Source organism: Thioclava sp. NG1 (assembly GCF_003122275.1).
Classification (GTDB): Bacteria; Pseudomonadota; Alphaproteobacteria; order Rhodobacterales; family Rhodobacteraceae; genus Thioclava; species Thioclava nitratireducens.
Genome location: NZ_QFBB01000001.1, coordinates 1 through 25,516, shown reverse-complemented (window position 1 = coordinate 25,516; position 25,516 = coordinate 1). Strand labels below are relative to the sequence as shown.

At 65.1% G+C, this 25,516-nt stretch carries 24 protein-coding genes; 16 read left to right on the top strand and 8 right to left on the bottom strand.

The annotated features are described in order from the left end of the window. Positions 1–18 precede the first annotated feature (18 nt). From DEM26_RS00120 to DEM26_RS00090, 7 genes are all read left to right on the top strand, one after another. A complete protein-coding gene (locus DEM26_RS00120; RefSeq protein WP_109171435.1) occupies positions 19–861 on the top strand; it encodes an SMP-30/gluconolactonase/LRE family protein in 843 nt (280 codons plus the stop codon). Between the two features lie 475 nt (positions 862–1,336). After that, positions 1,337–2,389 carry a phosphate ABC transporter substrate-binding protein PstS gene (pstS, locus tag DEM26_RS00115; RefSeq protein WP_088720071.1) on the top strand — a complete coding sequence of 351 codons (1,053 nt, stop codon included), beginning with the start codon at positions 1,337–1,339 and terminating at the stop codon, positions 2,387–2,389. Positions 2,390–2,466: 77 nt separating this feature from the next. Further along, complete coding sequence (gene pstC, locus DEM26_RS00110) at positions 2,467–3,435, top strand: phosphate ABC transporter permease subunit PstC (protein ID WP_109171434.1); 969 nt, start codon at positions 2,467–2,469, stop codon at positions 3,433–3,435. 3 nt (positions 3,436–3,438) lie between these two features. After that, complete coding sequence (pstA, locus tag DEM26_RS00105; RefSeq protein WP_075776978.1) at positions 3,439–4,278, top strand: phosphate ABC transporter permease PstA; 840 nt, start codon at positions 3,439–3,441, stop codon at positions 4,276–4,278. A gap of 29 nt (positions 4,279–4,307) precedes the next feature. Further along, a complete protein-coding gene (gene pstB / locus DEM26_RS00100) occupies positions 4,308–5,087 on the top strand; it encodes a phosphate ABC transporter ATP-binding protein PstB (protein WP_075776999.1) in 780 nt (259 codons plus the stop codon). Between the two features lie 69 nt (positions 5,088–5,156). Beyond that, complete coding sequence (locus DEM26_RS00095; RefSeq protein ID WP_109171433.1) at positions 5,157–6,254, top strand: transglutaminase domain-containing protein; 1,098 nt, start codon at positions 5,157–5,159, stop codon at positions 6,252–6,254. Positions 6,255–6,338: 84 nt separating this feature from the next. Further along, positions 6,339–7,313 (top strand): type I glyceraldehyde-3-phosphate dehydrogenase, encoded by a 975-nt coding sequence (locus DEM26_RS00090; RefSeq protein WP_109171432.1) that lies wholly within the window; start codon positions 6,339–6,341, stop codon positions 7,311–7,313. Positions 7,314–7,369: 56 nt separating this feature from the next. On the opposite strand, the gene DEM26_RS00085 is transcribed toward DEM26_RS00090, so the two are convergent. Both DEM26_RS00085 and DEM26_RS00080 read right to left on the bottom strand, forming a co-directional pair. Continuing rightward, on the bottom strand, positions 7,370–8,089 hold the full coding sequence (locus tag DEM26_RS00085; RefSeq protein WP_075776975.1) for a Bax inhibitor-1/YccA family protein: 720 nt from the start codon (positions 8,087–8,089) through the stop codon (positions 7,370–7,372). 134 nt (positions 8,090–8,223) lie between these two features. Next, positions 8,224–8,454 carry a DUF1127 domain-containing protein gene (locus DEM26_RS00080; protein ID WP_088728066.1) on the bottom strand — a complete coding sequence of 77 codons (231 nt, stop codon included), beginning with the start codon at positions 8,452–8,454 and terminating at the stop codon, positions 8,224–8,226. Between the two features lie 114 nt (positions 8,455–8,568). On the opposite strand from DEM26_RS00080, the gene DEM26_RS00075 reads away from it, so the two are divergent. Continuing rightward, positions 8,569–9,417: a LysR family transcriptional regulator gene (locus DEM26_RS00075; RefSeq protein ID WP_109171431.1), complete on the top strand. Its 849-nt coding sequence runs from the start codon at positions 8,569–8,571 to the stop codon at positions 9,415–9,417. Here DEM26_RS00075 and DEM26_RS00070 read toward each other — a convergent pair. Next, a complete protein-coding gene (locus DEM26_RS00070; protein WP_109171430.1) occupies positions 9,408–10,376 on the bottom strand; it encodes an NADPH:quinone oxidoreductase family protein in 969 nt (322 codons plus the stop codon). The genes DEM26_RS00075 and DEM26_RS00070 overlap by 10 nt on opposite strands. Before the next feature lie 396 nt (positions 10,377–10,772). On the opposite strand from DEM26_RS00070, the gene DEM26_RS00065 reads away from it, so the two are divergent. Further along, positions 10,773–11,135 carry a helix-turn-helix domain-containing protein gene (locus tag DEM26_RS00065; protein WP_075776971.1) on the top strand — a complete coding sequence of 121 codons (363 nt, stop codon included), beginning with the start codon at positions 10,773–10,775 and terminating at the stop codon, positions 11,133–11,135. Between the two features lie 146 nt (positions 11,136–11,281). Then, complete coding sequence (locus DEM26_RS00060) at positions 11,282–12,100, top strand: inositol monophosphatase family protein (protein WP_088720078.1); 819 nt, start codon at positions 11,282–11,284, stop codon at positions 12,098–12,100. 132 nt (positions 12,101–12,232) lie between these two features. Here the strand turns inward: DEM26_RS00060 and DEM26_RS00055 are convergent, their stop codons facing one another. Continuing rightward, positions 12,233–13,216: a Hint domain-containing protein gene (locus tag DEM26_RS00055; protein ID WP_109171429.1), complete on the bottom strand. Its 984-nt coding sequence runs from the start codon at positions 13,214–13,216 to the stop codon at positions 12,233–12,235. A 211-nt stretch (positions 13,217–13,427) separates the two neighbouring features. Here DEM26_RS00055 and DEM26_RS00050 point away from each other — a divergent pair, with 211 nt between their 5' ends. Together DEM26_RS00050 and DEM26_RS00045 are read left to right on the top strand one after the other, a co-directional pair. Beyond that, positions 13,428–14,207 carry an SDR family oxidoreductase gene (locus DEM26_RS00050; protein WP_075776968.1) on the top strand — a complete coding sequence of 260 codons (780 nt, stop codon included), beginning with the start codon at positions 13,428–13,430 and terminating at the stop codon, positions 14,205–14,207. Between the two features lie 99 nt (positions 14,208–14,306). After that, positions 14,307–15,407, top strand: coding sequence for an ABC transporter ATP-binding protein (locus DEM26_RS00045; protein ID WP_109171428.1), 1,101 nt, complete (start codon positions 14,307–14,309; stop codon positions 15,405–15,407). Positions 15,408–15,411: 4 nt separating this feature from the next. Here DEM26_RS00045 and DEM26_RS00040 read toward each other — a convergent pair whose 3' ends face one another. Genes DEM26_RS00040 through ccmI form a run of 3 tightly spaced genes read right to left on the bottom strand, consistent with a single transcriptional unit; the run spans position 15,412 to position 17,695 of the window. Beyond that, the gene (locus DEM26_RS00040; RefSeq protein ID WP_078548071.1) at positions 15,412–15,657 is read right to left on the bottom strand and encodes a DUF1289 domain-containing protein; all 246 of its coding nucleotides are present in this window, start codon (positions 15,655–15,657) and stop codon (positions 15,412–15,414) included. Further along, on the bottom strand, positions 15,654–16,127 hold the full coding sequence (gene ruvX / locus DEM26_RS00035; protein WP_088720082.1) for a Holliday junction resolvase RuvX: 474 nt from the start codon (positions 16,125–16,127) through the stop codon (positions 15,654–15,656). The genes DEM26_RS00040 and ruvX overlap by 4 nt, the downstream gene beginning before the upstream one ends. Beyond that, positions 16,124–17,695 carry a c-type cytochrome biogenesis protein CcmI gene (gene ccmI, locus DEM26_RS00030; RefSeq protein ID WP_088724801.1) on the bottom strand — a complete coding sequence of 524 codons (1,572 nt, stop codon included), beginning with the start codon at positions 17,693–17,695 and terminating at the stop codon, positions 16,124–16,126. Before ccmI ends, ruvX begins: the two co-directional genes overlap by 4 nt. A gap of 192 nt (positions 17,696–17,887) precedes the next feature. Between ccmI and DEM26_RS00025 the strand changes: the two genes are divergently transcribed. The 4 genes from DEM26_RS00025 (at position 17,888) to DEM26_RS00010 (ending at position 23,021) form a co-directional block, all read left to right on the top strand. Then, positions 17,888–19,132, top strand: coding sequence for a sarcosine oxidase subunit beta family protein (locus DEM26_RS00025; protein ID WP_075776998.1), 1,245 nt, complete (start codon positions 17,888–17,890; stop codon positions 19,130–19,132). A gap of 70 nt (positions 19,133–19,202) precedes the next feature. Further along, on the top strand, positions 19,203–19,526 hold the full coding sequence (locus DEM26_RS00020) for a sarcosine oxidase subunit delta (RefSeq protein WP_109171427.1): 324 nt from the start codon (positions 19,203–19,205) through the stop codon (positions 19,524–19,526). Next, on the top strand, positions 19,523–22,477 hold the full coding sequence (locus tag DEM26_RS00015; RefSeq protein WP_109171426.1) for a sarcosine oxidase subunit alpha family protein: 2,955 nt from the start codon (positions 19,523–19,525) through the stop codon (positions 22,475–22,477). Before DEM26_RS00020 ends, DEM26_RS00015 begins: the two co-directional genes overlap by 4 nt. Continuing rightward, a complete protein-coding gene (locus DEM26_RS00010; RefSeq protein ID WP_109171425.1) occupies positions 22,470–23,021 on the top strand; it encodes a sarcosine oxidase subunit gamma in 552 nt (183 codons plus the stop codon). The genes DEM26_RS00015 and DEM26_RS00010 overlap by 8 nt, the downstream gene beginning before the upstream one ends. Before the next feature lie 378 nt (positions 23,022–23,399). Here DEM26_RS00010 and DEM26_RS00005 read toward each other — a convergent pair. After that, a partial coding sequence (locus tag DEM26_RS00005) for a pyruvate carboxylase (protein ID WP_109171424.1) occupies positions 23,400–25,516 on the bottom strand: 2,117 nt, incomplete at its 5' end.

The following is a 25,516-nucleotide window of genomic DNA, read 5'->3' as shown; positions in this document are numbered from 1 at the left end:
AATTGCGGGAGGAAATAGATGAGCGTGTTTGATGACAGGGTTTGCGAACTGGGCGAGGGGCCGTTCTGGCATCCCGAGCGTAGCCAGTTCTTCTGGTTCGACATCCTGAACCGCCGGCTGCTGACGCGCGATGCCAACGGTCCGAGCGAATGGCAGTTCGAGGGCATGGCCTCGGCGGCGGGCTGGGTGGACCGCGAGCGGATGATCCTCGCGACCGAGAGCGGGCTGTCTCTGTTCAACATTGCCGAGGGGACGCTCGAGCCGCTCATCGAGGTGGAAGGCGACGATCCCGGCACCCGCTCGAATGACGGGCGCGCGGATCGGCAGGGCGGCTTCTGGTTCGGCACGATGGGCAAAAAGGCCGAGCGACGGCGCGGTGCGATCTACCGCTATTACCGCGGCGAGCTACGTCGTCTGGTCACGGAGATTTCGATCCCCAACGCGATCTGCTTCACGCCGGATGGGCGGACTGCCTATTTCGCAGATACGCCCAGCCACAAGGTCTGGCGTCAGCCGCTGGATGCGGATGGCTGGCCCGAGGGGGAGCGGAGACCTTTTCTCGACCTCTCGGCCGAGGGCCTCTATCCCGACGGCGCTGTGGTCGATGCCGAGGGTGGCCTCTGGTGCGCGCTGTGGAGTTCCGGGCGCGTGGCCCGCTTCGATGCGGAAGGTCGTATGACCCACCATCTCGATCTGCCCGGGAAGAACAGCACCTGTCCGGCCTTCGGCGGCGCGGATATGCGCGACCTGCTGGTTACGAGCGCGCTGGAGGGCATGACCGACCCGGATGCGGCGCAAGGGTTGACCTATCTTCTGCGCGCGCCGTTCGTGGGCATTCCCGAGCCGTGCGTGATCTTGTGAGCGGCCCGGCGGCCCGGCAGGTCGCGTAGTTGGCCTGCGGAGGCCGGGCATGGCGAGTCAGCCGGTCGCCGCAGGGCTGTGGCGCCGCGACTCGGGGTCGCTGGGGATGAACAATCCGGCCCTCACGGACGCTGCTTGAGAGAGAAACCGTCACAAAAAACGCCTGCCACCTGTCATTTTCTCGGAGTAATTTACACGAGGGGTGGCCCAAAACGCGCGTGCCTCGCGACCTTGCGATTTTGTCGTGATCGCCAGCGGCGCGCGAAAGCGTCTTGCAGGTCGTCATTTTCGGGGCGTCCGTGCGCCGCGCCTCGTGATCCCGAAGTCCGCGAAAACGTCCGAATATCACGGCCTTTCACGCAGTCGCGACTGTTACATAGCTGTCAAGAAGCCCCGTCATTAGTCCCCCCAGCGGACGGGACGAGTTTCGTTACCGCGTTCACAGTATCCGAATTCTGACAGCGAGGACTGTTCAATGTTCATCACCCGCCTCACCCTCTCCGCCGCGATCGCCGGTGCGACGCTGGCTTCGGCCGCCGCCGTGCAGGCCGCCGATATCTCCGGCGCCGGCGCGACCTTCCCCTACCCGATCTACTCGGACTGGGCGAAAACCTACAAAGAGAAGACCGGCACCGGTCTCAACTACCAGGCCATCGGCTCGGGCGGTGGCATCAAGCAGATCGAGTCCCGCACCGTGACCTTCGGCGCCTCGGACAAGCCGCTGGGCGGCGACGAGCTGGAGAAGAACACGCTGGTTCAGTTCCCGACCGTCATGGGCGGCATCGTTCCGGTCGTGAACGTCGAAGGCATCAAGCCGGGCGAGCTGGTTCTCGACGGCGAAACGCTGGCGAAAATCTACGAAGGCAAGATCACCAAGTGGAACGATCCGGCCATCGCGAAGCTCAATGACGGCGTGAAGCTCCCCGACGCGGCGATCGCCGTTGTCCACCGTTCGGACGGTTCGGGCACCACCTTCAACTACACCTATTACCTCGCCTCGGTCGACGAGACCTGGAAGAACGATATCGGCGTCTCGACCTCGGTCGAATGGCCGGTGGGTCTTGGCGCCAAGGGTAACCAGGGCGTGGCCGCGAATGTCGATCAGACGAAGAACTCGATCGGCTATGTCGAATATGCCTACGCGCTGCAGAACAACATGACCTACACGGACATGATCAACAAAGCAGGCAAGAAAGTCGCGCCGAAGGCCGAAGCCTTCGCCGCTGCCGCGGCCAATGCCGACTGGTCGAGCCAGCCGGGCTTCGGCGTGATCCTCGCGAACCAGCCGGGCGACAAGACCTGGCCGATGACCGCGGCGACCTTCATCCTGATGCACAAGGATGCCAAGGACGGCGCAGCGTCGAAAGAGGCGCTGAAGTTCTTCGACTGGGCCTACGCCAACGGCGACGACGCCGCGGCCAAGCTGGACTACATCCCGATGCCCGACAATGTCGTGGCCCAGATCAAGAAGGAATGGGGCCAGATCAAGGGCAAGGACGGCAACCCCGTCTGGGCCATGAACAACTGATCCTTCCTTCATAAACACCTTCGGGGGAGGGCCGTGACTGCGGCCCTCCCTTTCTGCGATTTTGAGTGGAGTGCGCGATGACGGCGACAAGCGATTACGACAGAGGCGTGAAGAGCGCGCGCCCGGTAGCCCAGTCCGATCGGATTTTCGGAACCTTGACGCTGGCCGCCGCGGTGGTGGTGCTGCTGGTCCTTCTGGGCGTGTTCGTCTCGCTCATCATGGGGGCGTGGCCGGCACTCAAGGAATACGGGCTGCCGTTCCTGTGGACCGAGAAATGGAACCCGGTGACCGAAAAGTTCGGCGCGCTGGCACCGCTCTACGGCACGGTCGTCACCTCGATCATCGCGATGGTCATAGCGGTGCCGGTCGGGCTTGGCATCGCGATCTTCCTGACGGAGACCTGCCCGCGCATGTTGCGTCGCCCGTTGGGGATCGCGATCGAGCTGCTCGCGGGCATCCCCTCTATCATTTACGGCATCTGGGGCCTCTTCGTCTTCGCGCCCTTCATGCAGAGCTATATCCAGCCCTTCCTGATCGACACGCTCGGCAATATCCCGGTGATCGGCTCTCTCTTCGCGGGCCCGCCCTACGGGATCGGGATGCTGACGGCGGGGCTGATCCTCGCGATGATGATCCTGCCCTTCATCGCCTCGCTCGCGCGCGACATCTTCCAGACGGTGCCGCCGATGCTGCGTGAAAGCGCCTATGGCATGGGCATGACCCGTTGGGAGGTGAACCGCCACATCGTGATCCCGCATGTGCGCACCGCGCTGGTGGGCGGTATCATGCTGTCGCTCGGCCGCGCGCTGGGCGAGACGATGGCCGTGACCTTCGTGATCGGCAACGCGCATCGCATCTCGGGCTCGATCCTCGCGCCGGGCACGACGATCTCGGCGGCTATCGCCAACGAATTCACCGAGGCCACGACGCCGATCTACACCTCGTCGCTTATCGCGCTGGGCCTCGTTCTGTTCATCCTCACCTTCATCGTGCTCGCCGCTGCCCAGTGGATGCTCAAGCGAATGAAGCAAAAGTCGGGAGCGTAACGCATGGCTTCGATGACCCGCAGAAAGACCGTCAACGCGGTGATGATGACGCTGTCCACGGGGGCGGCGGCGCTCGGCCTCTTCGTGCTGGCCGTGATCCTGCTCTACCTGCTCTACAAGGGAGCGAGCGCGCTGAACCTAGCCGTCTTCACGCAAGACACGCCCTCGCCGATGGAGCCGGGCGGCTTGCGCAACGCGATCCTCGGCTCGGTGATCATGTCGGTGATCGCGGTGGCGATCGGGACGCCGATTGGCATCCTCGCCGGGACCTACATGGCGGAATACGGGCGCTATGCGAAGCTGTCCAAAGTGATCCGTTTCGTGAACGACATCCTGCTGTCGGCGCCGTCGATCATCGTCGGCCTCTTCGTCTATCAGGTGCTCGTCGTCAGCCTCGGGCATTTCTCCGCGCTTGCGGGCTCGGTCGCGCTGGCGATCCTCGTGATCCCGATCGTCGTGCGCACCACAGAGGACATGCTGCGCCTCGTGCCCGATCAGCTGCGCGAAGCGGGGCTTGCGATGGGCTGGCCGCGCTGGATCGTGATCCGCACGGTCGCTTACAAGGCGGCGATGGCGGGGATCGTGACCGGCGTGCTGCTGGCCATCGCCCGGATTTCGGGCGAGACTGCGCCGCTTCTGTTCACGGCGCTCAGCAACAATTTCTTCAGCCTCGATCTGACGCAGCCGATGGCCTCGCTACCGATCACCATCTTCCAATTCGCGCTCTCGCCCTACGATAACTGGCAGGCCCTTGCCTGGGCAGGCGCGCTTCTCATCACCGTCGCGGTGCTGGCGCTGTCGATTGTCGCCCGCCTCGTCACCTCCAAGAAGGAGAAACACTGATGGATACCCTCACCCGCGAACGCTCGCCGATGACCTTCGACGGGGTCGATCCCGCGCCGAAACCGCGCATCTCGATCAAGAATCTCGATTTCTTCTACGGTGATTTCAAAGCCCTGAAATCGATCAATCTGGACCTGCCCGAGAACCGCGTGACCGCCTTCATCGGCCCGTCGGGTTGCGGCAAGTCCACGCTCCTGCGCGTGCTCAACCGGATGTATGACCTCTATCCGAAGCAGACCGCGACGGGGGAAGTGCTGCTCGATGGCGAGAATATCCTTGGTAAGAAGGTCGATCTGAACCGGCTGCGCGCGAAGGTGGGCATGGTTTTCCAGAAACCCACGCCCTTCCCGATGACGATCCACGAGAATATCGCTTTCGGTCTACGCCTCGCGAATTACGCGAAATCCGAGATCGACGACCGGGTGCAGGCGGCGCTGAAAGGCGCGGCGCTCTGGGACGAGGTGAAAGACAAGCTGCAAAGCTCGGGCCAGTCGCTCTCGGGTGGTCAGCAGCAGCGCCTGTGCGTCGCGCGTACCATCGCGGTGGAACCGGAGGTGATCCTGCTCGACGAACCGGCTTCCGCGCTCGACCCGATCTCGACCGGCAAGCTGGAGGAGACTATCCACCAGCTCAAGGAGCAGTTCACCATCGCCATCGTGACCCACAACATGCAGCAGGCGAGCCGCGTCAGCGATCGTACCGCCTTCATGTATCTGGGCGAACTGATCGAAGAGGGCGAGACCGCTCAGATTTTCACCCGCCCGCGGGTCGAGCGCACGTCGGATTACATCACTGGCCGTTTCGGCTGAGCGCACGGATGCCTTGTTCTTGCAGGGACGCGGGCGTAGAACGCGGCCAGAATTCAGCGGAGTGGTGACATGGCTTTGAACAGACGGCGTCTTCTGCAACTCGGCGCGGCTTCGGTGGCGCTGGCGGCCAGCCCGCGCGGCGCGATGGCGGCGTTCGATCCCAAGCCCACGGGCTGGCGCAACTTCGAGCTGGTCACCAAAGTCAGCCTGCCCGGCGGCGGCGAGACGGCGCAGCTCTGGGTGCCGGTACCCTCCGTGCATGGTGACGGCTGGATGAAGCCCGGCGCGGTGAACTGGGAAAGCGATGCGGACGAGGTGCAGATCGTGAACGCGCCCGATAGCGGCACTCCGATGGTGCACGCGGTCTGGGGCGCTTCCGAGGGCCCGCGCAAGCTGACCGTGACCGCGCAGGCCCAGACGCAGGACTTCGTGGTCGATCTGAGCAAACCGGGCGATGTCGAGCCGCTGGACGAGGTCGAGCGTGCGCGTTTCACCGCCGCGACCAAGCTGCTGCCGACCGACGGGATCGTGAAGCAGACCGCCGACTCGATCACCCGTGGAAAGACCGGCGATCTGGAGAAAGCCCGCGCGATCTACGAGTGGATCGTCGAGAACACCGTGCGCAACCCGAAGACGCCGGGCTGCGGGTTGGGCGATATCGCCTTCATGCTGACCTCGGGCGATCTGTCGGGCAAATGCGCCGACCTCAACGCGCTCTTCGTGGGTCTGGCGCGCGCCGCCGGGATCCCTGCGCGCGATGTCTATGGCATCCGCGTCGCGCCCTCGCGTTTCGGCTACAAGAGCCTCGGTCTGAAAACCGACGACGCCACCGGCGCGCAGCATTGCCGCTCGGAGGTTTGGCTGAGCGGCTTCGGCTGGGTGCCTGCCGATGCCGCCGATGTGCGCAAGGTGATGCTGCAGGAAGGCGAGGGGCATCTGGGCCTCAAGGACCCCAAAGTGGTCGATGTGCGTGCGAAGCTCTTCGGCGCGTGGGAAGGCAACTGGGTCGCCTATAACTACGCGCATGACGTGGATCTGCCGGGTTCGGACGGGCCGGAGCTGCCCTATCTGATGTATCCGCAGGCCGAGATCGACGGCAAACGCCGCGACTATCTCGACGCCAAGGACTTCACCTACCAGATCACCGCGCGCGAATTGTCCGCTTGAGGCGGTCTCTGCCGTATCGGTGACAATCGCGCGCTTTCCCTTGGCGCCTTGCGGCGCTAAGGGCGGTTGCAGGAGGTGCGCCAGATGCGTGTTTTCATAAACGGGTTCGGACGGATCGGTCGCTCGGTGCTGCGCGCCTGGGCGGAGGCGCCTGCGAGCTGGCCGGGGCTGGAGATCGTGGGCGTGAACGATATCGAAGCGCCCGAGATGCTGGCTTACCTCTTCGAATATGACAGCGTCTTCGGCCCGTGGCGCGGGAGTGTCACGCTGGAAGAGGGCGCGCTGGTGATCAACGACACCCGGATCGCGCTGCACCGCGCGGATGATATCTCCACGCTCGATCTGTCTGGCATTGATCTGGTGATGGAATGCACCGGTCGGGCCGACAGTCCGCAGATTGCAGGGCAGGGGATCGCGGGCGGAGCGAGTCGCGTGCTGATATCGGGACCTGCCAAAGCGGCGGAGATCACGGTGGTTCTGGGCGCGAATGACGCGGCGCTGAACGGGCAGAAGATCGTCTCCAATGCAAGCTGCACGACGAATGCGCTGGCGCCGCTTGCGCGGCTGATCGATGCGGAATTCGGGATCGTCACCGGCTCGATGACGACAGTGCATTGCTATACCGGCTCGCAGCCCACGGTCGACAAGCCGCGCGGCCCGATGGAACGCTCGCGCGCGGCGGCGTTGTCGATGGTGCCGACGACGACCTCCGCGGGCAAGCTGATGGAAGAGGTGCTGCCCGATCTCGCCGGTCGCCTGATCGCGCAGGCGGTGCGGGTGCCCACGGCCTCCGTCTCGGCGGTTGATCTGGCGGTGACGGTGAAAAATCCCGCCACGGTCGAACAGGTCAACGCGATGCTGCGGGACGCAGGCGGGGTGATCGGCACGACCGGGAAGCCGCTCGTCTCCACCGATCTGCGCGCGCGCCCCGAGAGCGTCGTCATGGCGCTGCCCGAGACGCGGGCGACCGCGCACGGGCTGATCCGGGTCTTCGGCTGGTATGACAATGAGTGGGGCTTCTCCAACCGGATGCTGGATATGGCACTAAGGATGGGCTGACATGAAAAAGCCCCGCCGGAAGGGCGGGGCTTTCGAATGTCTCGTGGGCGTGCCGATTACTGGCGGTTACCCATGAATTGCAGCAGGAACATGAACAGGTTCAGGAAGTCCAGGTAGAGCTGCAGCGCGCCGATGATGGCGGCCTTGCCCATGAACTCCGAGTCGCTGGCAGCGAGCTGCAGGTAGGTGTTTTTGATGTTCTGCGTGTCGTAAGCCGTGAGGCCTGCGAAGATCAGAACGCCGATCACCGAGATCGCGAAGGCCATCGCCGAGGAGGCGAGGAAGATGTTCACGATCGAGGCGACGATCAGGCCGATCAGACCCATCATCAGGAACGAGCCCATCGCGCTCAGGTTACGCTTCGTGGTGTAGCCGTAAAGCGAGAGGCCCGCGAAGGAGATCGCCGTCACGAGGAAGGTCTGCGCGATCGAGATGCCGGTATAGGCGGCGAAGATGAAGCTGATCGACAGGCCCATCAGTGCGGCATAGACGAAGAACACGATCTGCGCCGTGCTGGTCGACATCTTGTTGATCATCGCGCCGAAGGCGAAGACGATCGCCAGCGGGGCCAGCATCACAACCCATTTGAGGCCCGAACCGAAGATCGCGGCAACGAGCGCCGGGTTCGTACCCACACCAAACGCCACGGCCCCGGTCACCAGCATCGCCAGCGACATAAGCCCGTAGACCTTGTTCATATGTGCGCGAAGACCCTCGTCAATCGCAGCCTGACGCGTGCCCGCGCGAGGGGTCCGCATCGTTTCGAAATCAGCCATCAGCACCTCCAACTATGTCGTCCGGTCGTCCCTCGGACCGGTTTCCCGACCGATATTGGCAGAGCAGCCCCGGAATTCAAGATTTGGGGCTGCCGGAAAATGCGTCGTTTCACATGGTTTTCACAGGTTGTGCCTCAGCGACCCGCGCGCCAGTGGTCGGGGGCGTCCCAAATCCGGCGCCGGACCTCGAACGCGGCTTCGGACTCGGTCAGCCCGATATCCTCGAGAAGCCTTGCATCGAGCCTCGCCAACGCTCGGCGCGAGCGGTAATGGGTGACAATCGCGGCGAGCGTGGCAAGGACGCTCCGCCGGGCGGGGCGGGCAGGGGCGCAGCAGGCGGCGTTGCGCTGGGTCAGGAAGGTCATCGTCTTATCCTCCGTGGGTGATCGTTTCTGCCCGGAAGGATGACGCAAGTTTTTTAATGATGAAAACGAATGATTGTGCTAATAAGCATCACGAAATGTGATGGATAGGCCGACTTGGCACATAACCTCGATATCGCAGCGCTGCGTGCGCTTCTGACCGTTTCGGAAACCGGCTCGGTGACGCAGGCGGCGCGGCTTCTGAACCTGACCCAATCGGCGGTCTCGATGCAGATCCGCCGCTTGGAGGAGGCGCTTGACAAGGTGCTCTTCGATCGGGCGAACCGGAAGATGGCGCTGACCCGTGCGGGGCGCTCTCTTCTGGACCATGCGCGCCGGATCTGCGCCGAGAATGACGCGGCTCTGGCGCGGCTGCGCGCGGCGGATGCCGAGGTGACCGTGCGCTTCGGCCTGCCACATGATCTGGTCAGCCCGCAGATGCCGCATCTGTTGCGCGCGCTCTCAGAGCAATGGCCGATGGTCCGGCTGCAACTCGCCTCGCGCCGCTCGCAGACCCTGCGGCGAATGCTGGATGCGGGCGAGCTGGACATGATCCTGACAACGGAGGAGACGCCCGGTCCGGAGGCCGAGGTGCTCTCTGCCGATCAACTGGTTTGGATCGGCGCGCAGCTCGGGCGCGCCTTTTGCGCGCGCCCTCTGATGCTGTCGATCGAGGAAGGATGCGCGTTCTACGGCGCGGCCTTGGCGGCGCTCGAGGCGGTCGGGATCGAGTCCAAACCGGCTTTCGACGGGCAATCAGACGAGATGGCGAGCGCGGCGGTGGCCGCCGATATGGGCGTCGCGGTGCGGCTGTCGCGTGACATCCCGCCGGGCTGCGTGGCGCTGGGACCGGAAAGCGGTCTGCCGCCGCTCGGTCGCTCGCGGATCTGCTTCTACGACACGGGCCGGCTGACCGGCGATCCGGTCGAGGGGCTGCGTGCGCTGATCCGGGAGGCCTATGCCTGAGCGTCGATCTCGATGACCAGCTTGCCGGTGGAGCGGCGCGCGCGCAGATCGTCCAGCGCGTCCGGGATCTGCTCCATCGGATAGGTCGCGCCGATATGGGGGCTGAGGCCGCCCTGCGCGAACCAGTCGAAGAGCCGCGCCATCGACCCGGTCAGAACCTGCGGATCGAGCTTGAGATAGCCACCCCAGTAAAGCCCGTGGATCGCGATATTCTTCACCAGCGCGTGGTTGAGGGGCAACTTCGGCTGGCTGCCGCTGGCGAACCCGATCATCAGATAGCGCCCGCCGGGTTTCAGGGCGCGGAAGGCGGCTTCGCCTGCGGGGCCGCCGATTGCGTCGTAAACCACGTCGCAACCGCCAAGGGCCTTGATCGCGCTTTTCAGATCGTCGCTCTCGCTATCGAGCGTCTCATTGGCCCCGGCGGCGCGCGCGATCTGCTGCTTCGCCTCGCCGCGCGCACAGGCAATCACCCGCGCGCCCATCTTCTTGCCGATCTCGACCGCCGTGAGGCCGACTCCACCGGCCGCGCCCAGAACCACCAGCGTCTCGCCCTCGGCGAGGCCTGCACGCGTCTCCAAGGCCACATGGCTGGTGCCATAGGCGATCTGGAAGGCCGCCGCCTGCGCGTAGCTCATCGCGTCCGGCATCGGCGTGCAGCGGCTTTCGGGGAAATTGCCCGCCTCGGCCAGCCCGCCTTGCCCTGAGAAGACGGCGACGCGGGTGCCCGTGGCGAGGGTGCAGCCCTCGCCTGCCGCGATGACCTCTCCCGCGAGCTCCATGCCGAGGGTGAAGGGCGGGGTGGGGGTGTCCTGATATTTCCCTTCGATCATCAGCAGGTCGGCGAAGTTCAGACCGCAGGCCCGGATGGCGACCTGCACCTCGCCCGGTGCCGGGGCGGGAAGGGGGATTTCGGTCAGCTCGGGGTTTTGCCCGGGGGCGGCTTGAACATAGGCGCGCATCGAATGCTCCGGCAAGTTGTGTCGCGGGGTTGGTTGGCCAGCAAAGCGGACCCTACGTCGCCCGTGATAGACCGCGCAGCCGATCAGGGCCAGCCCGCCTGCCAGAGCCCGGAGCGGGACGTCGCGGCAGGGTCGCCGCCGGGAATTGACCGGCGAATCAATCCTCCGTGAGAGGGCGGTTGGCACCATAGGTTTCCGTAGCGGAACTCAATTCATCGAGTTGCAAATCGCAAAACACGCGGAAGGCGAATAGGGGGGCACCTATCCTTTAGGTTAGGTGTGCTGCGGAAAGCCGCAATTTCCCTGTCTTTTTAGACAGGTTTGCGATTTTACCCGCGCGGGCCACACTCAGCGCACGGTAGTTTGTGGGTGAAATTGGCTTGAAGGGGAAAGAGTATGAAGCATCCGGTTGATGTCCATGTAGGCAAGCGGATCCGGCATCGCCGCTGGATGATTGGGATGACCCAACAACAGCTCGCGGACAAAGTTGGGATCAAATTCCAGCAGATCCAGAAATACGAAACCGGGATGAACCGGGTTTCGGCATCTCGACTCTGGGATATCGCGGATGCGCTCGAAGTTCCGATCTCCTTCTTCTTCGAAGGGCTCGCGGAAGATAGCGGGATGCAACCGGAAGTGGCGGGAGATATTCTGTCCGACAAGGAGGCGCTCGCGCTCGTGCGCTCCTATTACTCGATCCCGGAGGCGCAGCGCCGCCGGCTGTTCGAATTGGCCAAGGTGCTCTCCGACGCGGCCTGAGCGCCACGCGGACGCCTTTAGGCGCAACTGGCGACCGAATGTGGGGCGGTCGGCAGCTTGACCCGGAGAAGGGGGGCGGTTACCGCTCCCCTTATCTCATTTCTGGGGGTCGGTTGCGGTGACGGCGCGGCCCGGGGAGGACACCGATGCTTGATCTCGACACCGATACCCGCGCGGAGCTTTCGGCCCTGGCCGCTGAGCTTGCCGATTGCGCGCGGCGGGAGACCCTGGCGCAGTTCCGTCCCGTGGGCGGGATCGGCGCGGATAACAAGCTCGAAGGTGGGTTCGATCCGGTGACCGAGGCCGACCGTGCCGCCGAGGCCGCGATGCGTGCCCTGATCATGGAGCGTCGTCCGCAAGACGGCATCTACGGCGAAGAGCATGGCGTCACCCGCGGGCAAAGCGGACTGACCTGGGTACTCGACCCGATCGACGGCACCCGCGGCTACCTGTCGGGAACGCCGACCTGGGGCGTGCTGATCGCCTTGTGCGCCGAGGAACCGGACGGCCCCGGCGCGCCGCTCATGGGCGTGATCGACCAACCTTATATCGGCGAACGTTTTACCGGCGGCTTCGGGCGCGCGACGCTCGACGGTCCGCATGGCGCGCGCCAGCTTGGCGTGCGGACCGGGCGCGGGCTCGACAGCGCGACGCTTTTCACCACCTTCCCCGAAGTCGGCACGGCGGAAGAGGGCGCGGCCTTCGCTCGGTTGTCGAAGCAGGTGCGGCTGACGCGTTACGGCATGGATTGCTACGCCTATGCGCTGCTTGCCGCCGGCCAGATCGATCTGGTGGTCGAGGCCGGCCTGCAGCCCTATGACGTGGCGGCTCCGATCGCGGTGATCGAAGCGGCGGGAGGCCTTGTCACCAACTGGCAGGGTGGTCCGGCCCATCGCGGCGGGCAGGTGCTCGCCGCCGCCTCGCCGGAGATTCATGCCGCCGCGCTCGAAGCGCTGAACGGCTAATCTCTTCCTCTTTTTGAAAAGATCCCGCCGGATGAGGCGAGATCAGCGGCCTTTCAGTGGAAGGACGCCCCGCGGAACGCCCGAAGCGCAAGCGGAGGGCAGAAAAGAGCGGGGGCCGCGCCCCCTCGTGCCTCAATCCTTGCGCTTGCGGAACAGCTTCTCGCGCCCGATCCGATCGAGAAGTTCTCGGGTTGCCTCGGTGCCGAAATGCTGGCGGTGGGCGAGGTCGGGCAAGCGCTCGGATATCTCGCGGCCCAATTCTTCGGGTAGAAGTGACAGCGTCGCCTCGGACACCATCAGGCTCTCGACCGGAACGCCTTCGGCATAGATGATCTCATGCCGGTCGAAGACCAGCGCGAAGTAATCGACGAACCCGCCCTCGCGCTGCCAGACATTCTCGCCATCGACGAGATGCTTCGCCTGCACGAGGATTTCCGACGTGTCGCCCAACTTCTGCGCGCCGCGGCGATAGAGGAACACGCGGTGATGGGGCGAGATCACCAGGTCGCCTTCATTGCCCAGTACGCCCGCCGAAATCACGACCGGCGCGAAAGACCCCAGCGCGCGCATCGTCGCCTTCGTCACCAGCTTCACCGGCTGCGGGCCATTGTCGCGGGTCAGCACCCGCGCGCCGGGCGTCAGCTGCTCGATCGGCATCTGCGCGCCGCCGGCCAGCGTGATCATCGTGCCGGTGGTGAAGGCCACGCAGACGAGGTCCGACAGCCGCACCTCGCCGGGATCGTCGCGCGCCTCCAGCAACGTGTAGTCGAAGCGCGCTGCCATCGGTGAGAGCGGCAACGCGTAATGCGCGCCCGTGGCCTCGTGGCAGATCATCAGGATGTCGACCGTGTCGCCCTCGGGCGTGATCAGCAGGTGCCGCGCGATCAGCTCGAGCGCATCCCCCGGCGCGCCGATCTCGGAGCCTTCAGCAACGGTCGGCGCGGCGCCTTGCTGGGCCAGCACGAGGCGGCGCGGTTTGGCGGCGCGATGGAGCTGATAAATGTCGCCGGGTTCGCAATCTTCGACAAGGCCGAGCGCGTCGCCCTGATTGGCCCCGGAGGTGACCCAGATATCCTCTGCCTCAAAGACGTGAACGATCTGGCTCGGGTTTGACACGCGCTCTCCCTCGCCCTGTCGGGCCGTCTGAAACTGCTGGATCGCATCGGCTTACCGCGGGCCGCTCGTGATGGTCAAGCGGCCACAGCGCGCTTGTCCTCCCATTCGGGCAAGCTACTGTGCGAGGCGTAGCTGGCAGGGCCGCGCGCGATGTTTCGCGCGATGGGCTCGCCGGATCACGCCGGAGAATGAAAGCAAAGGAGAGGGCGCGATGGATCTTGGTATCAGGGGCCGCAAGGCGATCGTATGTGCGGGCTCGAAAGGGCTAGGACGGGGCTGCGCGATGGCGCTCGCGCAGGCAGGTGTCGACATCGTGCTGAATGCGCGCGGCGCCGATACGCTGGCCGCGACGGCGAACGAGATCATGGCCGCGACCGGGGTCACCGTGACGCCCGTGGCCGCCGACATCACCACGCCCGAGGGACGCGCGGCGGTGCTGGGCGAAGCGGGCGAGGTCGACATTCTGGTGACCAATGCGGGTGGGCCGCCTCCGGGCAACTGGCGCGACTGGTCGCGCGACGATTTCATCGCGGCGCTCGATGCGAACATGCTGGCCCCGATCGCGATGATGCAGGCGGTGCTGCCGGCCATGATCGAGCAGCGCTGGGGGCGGGTGGTCAATATCACCTCGCAATCCGTGCGCGCGCCGATCGCGCAGCTCGGCCTGTCGAACTCTGCACGTTCCGGCCTGACCGGCTTCGTCGCCGGCACTTCGCGTCAGGTCGCGGAATATGGCGTGAACATTAACAACCTGTTGCCGGGCCTGCATGCGACCGACCGCGCGGTGTCGCTCGATACGGCAGCGGCGAAGGCGAAGGGCATCTCGGTCGAGGAAGCCAAAGCGCAGCGCGAGGCATCGATCCCGGTGCGTCGCTACGGCACGCCCGAGGAGTTCGGTGCGACCTGTGCCTTCATGTGTTCGGTTCACGCCGGGTTCATGGTCGGGCAGAACGTGATGCTCGACGGCGGGCTGAACAACATCTCGATCTGAGCCGGATCTGCCGGACGACCTACCGGGCTTGCTTGGGGGGCGGGGGGCTGTTATCTGCCGCCCTGCATTGCCTGACACTTTCAGTCGAGATTTCGCTGCATGAGCGCACAATTACCCCCTCCGCGCCTCGAAGTTCGCGCGCTTGGCCGCGTGTTCGACGGGTTGGCCGTGGTCGACGACGTGTCCTTTGCGATCCCAGCGGGGCAGGTGACCTGTCTGCTGGGCCCCTCGGGCTGCGGCAAATCGACGACGCTCCGGCTGATCGCGGGAGTCGATACGCAGGATGCGGGCGAGATCTACGTCGATGGAGCCGCGATCAGCGACGGCTCCGTTCACGTCCCGCCCGAGCAACGCGCGATCGGGCTGATGTTTCAGGACTTTGCGCTGTTTCCGCATCTGACGGTTGCCGAGAATATCGCCTTCGGCCTCAAGGGCGATGCGGCGGCAAAGCGCGCCCGCGTGACGGAATTGCTCGAGAAGGTCCGCCTGCTGCGCCATCGCGACAGCTATCCGCACGGGCTTTCGGGCGGCGAGCAGCAGCGCGTGGCGCTGGCACGTGCGCTTGCACCCCGACCGCGTATACTCTTGATGGACGAGCCTTTCTCGGGACTGGACGAACGCCTGCGCGACGATATCCGCGACGAGACTCTGGCGCTTCTGAAAGAGGAAAACACCGCCGTGCTTCTGGTCACGCATGAGCCGCATGAGGCGATGCGGATGGCCGATGAGATTCTGCTGATGCGCGGCGGGAAGATCGTGCAGCGCGGCGCACCCTATAACCTCTATAACGCGCCTGTGGACCGGGCGGCGGCGGCGTTCTTCTCGGATGTGAATGTGCTCAAGGGCCGTGTGAGGGACGCGCTGACCGAGACCGCGTTCGGCGATTTCCTGACGCCGGGCCATGCGGACGGGACCGAGATCGACATCGTGATCCGCCCGCAGCATCTGAAGATCGATTTCGACCGGGCAGGGCGCGGCCCGTCCCCGACGCCGCAGGACGGCACGCCCGCGCGTGGGGTGGTCGAACGCGCACGCTTCTTGGGCCGCGAGAGCCTCGTCGAGTTCCGGATGGATTTCGACGGCACGATCCTGCGCGCCAGCGTCCCGAACGTATTCCTGCCGAAGCCCGGCACGCCGATGTGGCTGATGATCCGTCGCGATCGCTGCTTTGTCTTCCCGGCGAAAGGGGCCGACGCTTAACCGCTCAGCGGTCCTGTCGCCCCGCACGTCCGCCCCGGCGCTTGCGCAGTTGCGGCGCTCGCTCGGGCAGTTCCGCCATCACTTCGCGGCGCGCCTCGGGCGTCATCCGCGACCACGCGCCGATTTCTTCCATCGTGCGGTAGCAGCCGATGCAGATCCGCGCCTCGGGGTGAATCTGGCAGAGCTTGACGCAGGGGCTCTCGATCTCGGCGCGTTTCCAGATGTCGTCGGTGTTTTGCGGATCGTTCATGCCGCCCCCAGATAGCGCAGCCGATCCAGCGCGCCTTGCAGAATGAAGCTTGCCGCGACGTGGTCGATCGCCTCTGCGCGTTTGGCGCGCGACATATCGGCCTCCAGCATCGCGCGTTCGGCGGCGACCGTGCTCAGCCGCTCGTCCCAGTAGCTGATCGGCAGATCGGTGAGGCGGCTGAGGTTGCGAGCGAAGGCGCGGGTCGATTGGCAGCGCGCGCCTTCGGTCCCGTCCATGTTCTTCGGCAGGCCGAGGATCAGCCCCTTCAAATCACGCTCCGCCACGATCTTGAGAAGCGCCTCGGCATCTAGGCCGAACTTCCTGCGCTTGATCGTCGATAGCGGCGTCGCGACCGAGCGCAGCCCGTCGGACACCGCGACGCCGATGGTCTTGGTGCCCAGATCGAGCCCTGCGACGCCGCCCATGCGCGGGATCGCATCGGCGAATTCCTCGATCGTCTCGCAGATCATTGAGCCACACCTGCCGATTTCGCCGCCGCCTCGACCTGAGCCAGCGCATCCGGTTTGTCGGCCAACGCCTTCTGCGCCTCGCCCCAGGCTTCCTTGGCGCGGTCGGTTTGGCCCAACGTGGCGAGGGACGAGATCACCCGCGCCCATTCCTGCGGCGTGCCACCCTCGGTGGTCAGGCGGTCAAAGAGACCATCGACCATGCCCTGGATCATCTGCTGGCGCTCCTCGGGCGTCATCGAGGCCGCGTCCTTCATCTGCTGCGCGCTCGGACCGGGCAGGGCGGGGGCCGCTTGCGGGGCGCTTTGCCCCGCCTGCGCGCCACCCATGTCCTGCAGCGCCTGACCGGCCGGGGCCTGATGGGCCGCGTCGATCTTCGCCATGTCGTCCGGGCGCGAGCCGAATTTGCCCTTCGCTTCGCCATAGACCGCATCTGCGCGGTCGACCTCACCGATCATGCGCAGCGACGAAATCAGGCGTGCCCAGTCATCTGCGCTGCCGCCTTCCTGCGCCAGCCGGTCGTTCAGGCGCTCCACCATCGAGCGGATCATCTGCTGACGCGCCTCGGGCGACATGTCCGCCGCCGCCGCGACATCTGCCTGCGACGGGCCGGGCGCGCCGCGCGGTCTCGGCGGGGTGTAATCCTTCTCGCCCGCGAGCCATGCCAGTTCCTCGATGTTCTGCTGCACCAGCGGCACCCACGGATCGCTGCTTTCCGAGTTGCGCAGCAGGTTGTCCCAGAGGCGGAATGCCCGGTCGCCGCGCCCGTTCTGCGCCATCATCAGGCCAACGTAATAGAGCGCGAGCCCGTTATTCTGGTCCATCTTCAGCGCGGTCGCGAAGACTTTCTCCGCCTCGGGCGTGATCAGCCCGCCAGCGGCCACGGCCATCATCTCACCCAGCTCGGCGTAATCCTGAGCGGTGGCGGCATCGCCCTTTGTCGCGACGAGCCGCTGCTGCGCTTTCCATGCGGCGTCGAAATTGCCCAGCGCCGCCTCGTTGCGTGCAAGCAGTTCGAGGCCCTTCGGATCGTCGGGCTTCTTCGCCACGGCTTCGCGCAGCTTTTTCATCAGTTCGAGGAATTTCGGGTCCGGATTGGCCGGGGGGGTCGCGCGGGCCTTCTGCATCTTCTCGGCCTCGGCCTGCGAGGGGCGGCTGTCATAGAGCTTGTCGGCATCCGCGAAACGCTGCGCGATCGGCTGGTCCTGATAGCCCTCCGCGCCCATCCGGGTATAGAGCCAGAACGCCGCGCCGAAGATCACGACGCCACCGATCACCAGCGCGATGGTCGGCCCTTTCGGTGCCCGGCCCAGATCGGAGCCTGCCTGCGCCTTGCGGTCCGCCTCGAGCATCCGGCGCGAAATTTCCAGCTTTGCCCGGTCGGCTTCCTCGCGTGATGTGACTCCACGCTCGACGTCGCGTTCCAGATCGCGCAGCTGGTCGCGATAGACCTGCACGTCATACGAGGCCGCCGGTGCCATCTCGTCTTCCCCACGTCCGCGCAACAGGGCAAGCGCAAACAGAAGCGCAATGACCGCAACGAGCGCGGCGGCGATAATCCAGAACAGCATGGCGTCTCCTCATCCTTCGCCTCCCATTTAGGCGAGATGACGCCGCGCCGAAAGGGTCTAGCGCGTGACTGGAACCCGATGTCGCAGGCCCATGTCGCTTTTTTCCCTGCGATGCCGCAACAGGGGGGCTTTCGCCCGCCGCCCCGGTCCATCACAAAGGCGAAAGAGTCGAGACTGCTCGGAGGCGCGCTCATGAAACGCTATTCGATGTTTGCCGTTGCGCGTGAGGCGATGCGCTTCCATCGCGGTTGGGAGCGGGCCTGGCGCTCGCCCGAGCCGAAGAAACGCTACAAGGTCATTGTCGTGGGGGCAGGGGGGCATGGCCTCGCCACCGCCTATTACCTCGGCAAGGTGCATGGGATCACCGATGTCGCGGTGATCGAGAAGGGCTGGCTGGGCGGCGGCAATACCGGCCGCAACACCACGATCATCCGCTCGAACTACCTGCAGGATCCGTCGGCGGCGATCTACGAGAAAGCCCGCGCGCTTTACGAGGATCTGAGCCAGGATCTGAACTACAACGTGATGTTCTCGCCGCGCGGTCTTTTGATGCTGGGCCAGACTGAGCACGAGGTGCGCGGCTACAAGCGCACGGTGCACGCCAACCGCCTGCAGGGCATCGACACCGAATGGATCGGACCGGAGCAGGTCAAGGAGCTGGTGCCGATCATCAATATCGACGGGCCGCGTTACCCGGTGTTGGGCGCTCTGCTGCAAAAGCGCGGCGGAACGGCGCGGCACGACGCGGTAGCCTGGGGCTATGCGCGGGCGTGCTCGGACATGGGCATGGACATCATCCAGAAATGCGAAGTGACCGGTGTGCGCACCGAAGGCGGCAAGGTGCAGGGCATCTCGACCACCAAGGGCGAGATCGACTGTGAACAGCTCGCCATCATCGTCGCGGGGCATTCCTCGGTCCTGGCCGAAATGGCGGGCTTCCGTCTGCCGATCGAGAGCGTGGCGCTGCAGGCCTGGGTGTCCGAGCCGATCAAACCCTGCATGGATGTGGTCGTGATGGCCAACACTGTGCACGGCTACATGTCGCAATCCGACAAGGGCGAGATGGTGATCGGCGGCGGCACGGACGGGTTCAACAACTACACCCAACGCGGCTCGTGGCACCATGTCGAGGAAACCACCCGCGCGCTGGTCGAGACCTTCCCGATCATCTCGCGCCTCAAGATGCTGCGCCAATGGGGCGGCATCGTGGACATGACCGGCGACCGCTCGCCCATCCTGTCGAAAACGCCGGTCGAGGGCATCTTCGTCAATTGCGGCTGGGGCACGGGGGGGTTCAAGGCGATCCCGGGCTCGGGCTATGGCATGGCCGAGCTGATCGCGCGCGGCCACTCGCCGCTGACCGACCAATTCGGGCTCGACCGTTTCAAGGAAGGCCGCTTCATCGACGAAAGCGTCGCCGCAGGGGTGGCGCACTGATGAAGACGACCTCCCTTTCGACCTGCTTCAAATCCCTCCCGGCGCTCTCCAGTAAAGAGGTGCATCCGACATGCTGACCCTCACCTGTCCCTGCTGCGGCGTCACCGCCGAGGAAACCGAATTCGCCCCGGGCGGAGAGGCGCATCTAAAGCGCTTCGGGTCGGGCTCGTCGGATGACGAGTTCGAGGGATACCTGTTCGCCCGCAAGAACCCGAAAGGCGTCCATTTCGAGCGCTGGCGCCATGCCTATGGCTGCGGCAAGTGGTTCCTGGCTGCACGCGACACGGGCACGCTCGAGGTGTTTGCGACCTACAAGGCGCAGACCACCGAGCCCCCCGCCGATGTGATCGCGAAGATCAAAGCGAAACGCCCCGACTGGGAGGGCTATAAATGAGCACGCGTCTTTCCAAGGGTGGTCGTCTGATCGACCGCGCGAAACCGCTCGCCTTCACCTTCAACGGCAAGCCGATGCGCGGCTTTGCGGGCGATACGCTGGCCTCGGCTCTGCTGGGCGGCGGTCAGGTCATGGTGGGCCGGTCGTTCAAATATCACCGCCCGCGCGGCATCGTGGCCTCGGGCGCGGAAGAGCCGAACGCGCTCGTCGGTCTGGGCCGCAACGCGCGGTTCGAGCCCGACCAGCGCACCACCACGACCGAGCTGTTCGAGGGGGCCGAGACCACCAGCCAGAACCACTGGCCGTCGCTCGATTTCGACATCGGCGAGATCAACAACACCTTCTACAAATTCCTGCCCGCGGGTTTCTACTACAAGACCTTCATGGCCCCGCGCGCAGCGTGGAAGCACCTGTTCGAACCCATCATCCGCAAATCGGCGGGTTTGGGCGGCGTGCCGAAAGAGGCCGACCCGGATCGCTACGAGCAGGTCTACGCCCATTGCGACGTGCTCGTCGTGGGCGGCGGTGTGGCGGGTCTTGCTGCCGCGCTCAAGGAAGGCCGCGCGGGCAAGCGCGTCTGGCTGATCGAGCAGACCCCCAACTGGGGCGGGCGCACGCCGGTCGATGGCGGTCAAATCGACGGTCACGACGCGCAGACCTGGATCGACAGCGCGCTGGTCGAGCTGTCCTCGATGGAGAATGTCACGATGCGCACCCGCCTGATGGCGGCGGGCCTGCACGATCATGGCTATGTCATCGGCTACGAGAACCTCGCCGACACCACTCCCGGCGATGGCCGTCCGCGCCACCGTCTCTGGCGCATCCGTGCGGGCCACACGATCACCGCGACCGGCGCGATCGAACGTCCGCTTGCTTTCGCGGGCAATGACGTGCCCGGCGTGATGCTGGCTTCGGCGGTGCGCGATTACATCGTGAACTGGGCGGTCTCGCCCGGCGATCGCACGGTGATCGTGACCAACAACGACGACGCCTATCGCACGGCGCTCGCGATCCTCGATGCGGGGCTGACGGTCTCGGCCGTCGTCGACGCGCGCGAGGAAACCCATGGCGCGCTGCCCGAAGCCGTGAAGGCGCGCGGTGTGCGTGTGCTTGAAGGCCGCGGCATCGCGAAAGTGCTCGGCCGCAAACGCGTCTCCGGCGTTGAGATCTGCGCACAGGCCGGCGAGGGCGGGGCGGTCGAGACGATCGACTGCGATTGCGTCGCGATGTCGGGCGGCTGGTCGCCGGTCGTGCACCTGTGGTCGCATTGCGGCGGCAAGCTGACCTGGGACGATGCGCGTGCGATGTTCCGCCCCGATCCGAACCGTCCGCCGACCGGCGCGGATGGGGCCGGCATGGCGACGGTCGTGGGGGCCGCCAATGGCGATCTGACGCTCTCCGAGGCGATGGGCGGTCTGGGCATCGGCGCGGCTTCCGAGGAGGAAGCGCCGCTCGCCCCCGTCTGGATGATGCCCGCGGGCGCGCCCGATGCGCTGCGCTTCAAGAGCTTCCTCGACTACCAGAACGACGTGAAGGTCTCCGATGTGCAACTGGCCGCCCGCGAGGGCTACGAGTCGGTCGAACATACCAAGCGCTACACCACGCTCGGTATGGCGACCGATCAGGGAAAGCTGAGCAATATCAACGGGCTCGCTATTCTCTCGGATGCGCTTGGCCAACCGATCCCGGCCACTGGCACCACCACCTTCCGCCCGCCCTACACGCCGATTTCGCTCGGCGCCGTGACGGCGGAGGCCAAGGGCGAGCTGTTCCAGCCCCTGCGCCGCACCCCGATCCAGTCCTGGCACGAAGTCAAGGGCGCGCATTGGGAGCCGGTCGGCCATTGGCGTCGCCCCTATTGCTACCCGAAATCGGGCGAGAGCCACCGCGACGCGGTCAATCGCGAGATCACCAATACCCGCAAGAATGTGGGCATGCTCGACGCCTCGACGCTGGGCAAGATCGTAGTGAAAGGGCCGGATGCGGGGAAATTCCTCGACATGCTCTACACCAACATGATGTCGACGCTGAAAGTCGGCAAATGCCGCTACGGGCTGATGTGCAACGAGAACGGCTTCCTGATGGATGACGGGGTCGTGGCGCGCCTGTCCGAAGATACGTGGCTGTGCCACACGACGTCGGGCGGGGCGGATCACATCCATGGCTGGATGGAAGACTGGCTGCAATGCGAGTGGTGGGACTGGAAGGTCTACACCGCCAACCTGACCGAGCAATATGCCCAGATCGCCGTCGTCGGCCCGAAGTCGCGCGAACTGCTGGAGCGACTGGGTGGCATGGATGTCAGCAAGGAGACGCTGCCCTTCATGCAATGGGCGGACGGCACGCTGGGCGGTTTCGACGCGCGCATCTTCCGCATCTCCTTCTCGGGCGAGCTGAGCTACGAGATTGCGGTTCCCGCGTCGCAGGGCCTCGCGCTGTGGGAGAAGCTGATGACCGAGGGCGAAGCGCTTGGCGCGATGCCCTACGGCACCGAGGCGCTGCACGTGATGCGCGCCGAGAAGGGCTTCATCATGATCGGCGACGAGACCGACGGCACCGTGATCCCGCAGGATCTGGGCCTCAACTGGGCGATCTCGAAGAAGAAGACCGACTATCTGGGCAAGCGCGCGCAGGAGCGGTCCCACATGACCGACCCGAACCGCTGGAAGCTCGTCGGCCTCGAGACGCTCGACGGATCGGTGATCCCCGATGGTAGCCACGCGCCCGCCGACGGGTTCAACGCCAACGGTCAGCGCAACACGCAAGGCCGCGTCACCTCGACCTATTACTCGCCGACGATCGGCAAGGGTATCGCTATGGGGCTGGTGCTGAACGGACCCGACCGGATGGGCGAGGTGATCGAGTTCACCGGTGAGGGCGAGGACATGGTCAAGGCGCGGATCGTCGATCCGGTCTTCTACGACAAAGACGGGGAGAAGCAGAATGTCTGAGGCCGTCAGCGCCCTTTCCGGGCAGACCCACGAAGGTTTCGTCACCGTGTCCGAGGCCGGACTGGTGGGCATGATCTCCATCCGCTGCGATCTGGGCGCGAAGGCGCTGGCCAAGGCGCTCAAGGCCGAGGGGCTGCCCGTCCCCGGTCCGCGCCGGATCGAGACCGTCGACGGGCGCTCCATCGCGTGGATGAGCCCGGATGAGCTATTGCTGATCTGCGCCCATGACGAGGCGCCCGCGCTTACCGACCGGCTGGCCGAGGCGCTTGCCGCAGAGCATGCGCTGGTCGTCAACGTCTCTGACGCCCGCGCGATGTTCACCATCCGCGGCGAGAAGGCCGACCAAGTGGTGATGAAGCTCTCCCCCGCCGATGTCGCGACTCTACCCAAAGGCGAAATCCGCCGCTCCCGTGCGGCACAAGTGGCGGCGGCGTTCTGGCGATCGGGGGAAGACGAGATCTCGCTGGTCTCCTTCCGCTCCGTCGCGGGCTACGTGATGGGTCTTCTGGAGGTCTCCTCGCGCCCCGGGTCGGAATTGTTCTGAGGTGCGGGGACTGGCGCCCGCCGGCCCTCAGTCCAGGCTATTCAGTGTTCGGGGTCGTGTCGTTTGAAACGACGAATTTTCACTCCGTCTCACGCCTCAGGGGAATATCAAGCAATTGGAAAGCCGAAATAATTACTAAACCTCGGTCCGTCTATGCTGCCGCTGCGGTGCAGGCGGGATGCCGATTGCCGCGCAGTTCGAGAAGCCCGGCTTTCCCTCCGCTCTGAGGCTAGAGCCGGGCGTTTTTCGCCTTCAATGAACCAAATATCCCGTGCGGGCCCGGGGGCAGCCCCCTCGAACTCCACGGTCTGTCCGAAAATGAAACCGCGCGCCGGGGCGGGGGCCTTGGCGCGCGGTTCGGTCTCGATCAGGACCGGTTTACTCCAGCTCGATCAGCAAATCCTTCGCGTCGATCTGGGCGCCCGGCGAAACGTGGATCGCTTTCACGGTGGCGTCGCGCTCGGAGTGGATCCCGGTTTCCATCTTCATCGCCTCGATGGTCAGGAGCATATCGCCCGGCTTCACCTTCTGGCCGACATTGACCGCGATCGAGGCGATCGAACCCGGCATAGGCGCACCGATATGATCCGGGTTACCCGCCTCGGCCTTCGGTTTCGCCGCGGTCGTCGCCTTCACCGCGCGGTTCGGAACGCGCACGGCGCGGGGCTGGCCGTTGAGCTCGAAATAGACTTTAACCTCGCCCAGCTCGTCGGTGTCGCCGGTGGTGAGATAGCGAATCTCCAGCGTTTTGCCGGGGTCGATCTCGGCGGAAATCTCGTCCTGCGGCTCCATCCCGTAGAAGAAGACCGGGGTCGGCAGGGTGCGCACCGGGCCATAGGCTTCGTGGCGACTTGCGTAATCGGTGAAGACCTTGGGATACATCAGGTAACCCGCCAGATCCTCGTTATCGATCTCGCGCCCGTCGAGTTGTTCGGAGGCCTCCTTGCGGGCGGCTTCCAGATCCACCGGGGCCAGGTTTTTGCCGGGACGCTCGGTCGAAGGCGTTTCGCCCTTGAGCACCTTCGCCACGATCCCCTCGGGCCAGCCGCCGGGCGGTTGGCCGAGATTGCCGCGCATCATGTCGATGACCGAATCCGGGAAGGAGACGTCCTTGGCCGGATCGAGCACGTCTTCCTTGGACAGGCCCTGCGCGACCATCATCAGCGCCATGTCGCCCACGACTTTCGAGGACGGCGTGACCTTTACGATATCGCCGAAGATCTGGTTGGCATCGGCATAGGCCTGCGCCACCTCGTGCCAACGCTCTTCCAGCCCCAGCGAGCGCGCCTGCGCCTTGAGGTTGGTGAACTGGCCGCCGGGCATTTCGTGCAGGTAGACCTCGGAGGCGGGAGCCTCGAGACCGCTCTCGAAGGCCGCGTATTGGTGGCGCACGGCCTCCCAGTAGTTCGAGATCATCCGGATCGCGTGGATATCGAGGCCGGTATCGCGCTCGGTATGGGCCAGCGCCTCCACGATGGAGCCGAGGCAGGGCTGCGAAGTGCCGCCCGAGAACGCGTCCATCGCCGCGTCCACCGCATCGACGCCCGCATCGGCGGCAGCAAGGATCGTCGCGCCTGCGATGCCAGAGGTGTCATGGGTGTGGAAGTGGATCGGGATATCGACCTTTTCCTTGAGCGCCGAGATCAGCTGACGCGCGGCGGCCGGTTTCAGAAGGCCCGCCATGTCCTTGAGGCCGAGGATATGGGCGCCCGCCGCTTCCAGCTCTTTCGCCATGCCGATATAGTATTTCAGGTCATATTTCGCGCGGTCGGGATCGAGGATGTCGCCCGTGTAGCAGATCGTGCCTTCGCAGATCTTGCCGCTCTCGATCACCGCATCCATCGCGACGCGCATGTTCTCGACCCAGTTGAGCGAGTCGAAGACGCGGAACACGTCGACGCCGCTTTCCGCCGCCTGCTTGACGAAGAACTGCACCACGTTGTCAGGGTAGTTCGTGTAGCCCACGCCGTTCGAGGCGCGCAGAAGCATCTGGGTCAGGATGTTGGGCATCTCTTCGCGGATGTCGCGCAGGCGCTGCCACGGGCATTCCTGCAAGAAGCGGTAGGCCACGTCGAATGTCGCGCCGCCCCAGCATTCGACCGAGAACAGATCGCTCAGGTTCGAGGCATAGGCGGGGGCTGCCTTAATCATGTCGATCGAACGCATCCGGGTTGCCAGCAGCGACTGGTGGCCGTCGCGCATCGTGGTGTCGGTCAGCAGCAGCTTCTTCTGCGCCTTCATCCAGTCGGCGACCGCCTTCGCGCCCTCTTTCTCGAGCAGGTTGCGGCTGCCGGGCTTCACCTCGTCTTTCAACGCGGGCAGGCGCGGCGGTCTCGCCTCGGCATGCGGCTTGTTGCGGCCCGCGGTCTCGGGGTGACCGTTCACCGTGATGTCCGCGATATAGGTCAGGATCTTGGTGCCCCGGTCGCGGCGTTGCTTGAAGTCGAACAGCTCCGGCGTCGTGTCGATGAACTTCGTCGTGTAGCTCATGTCGA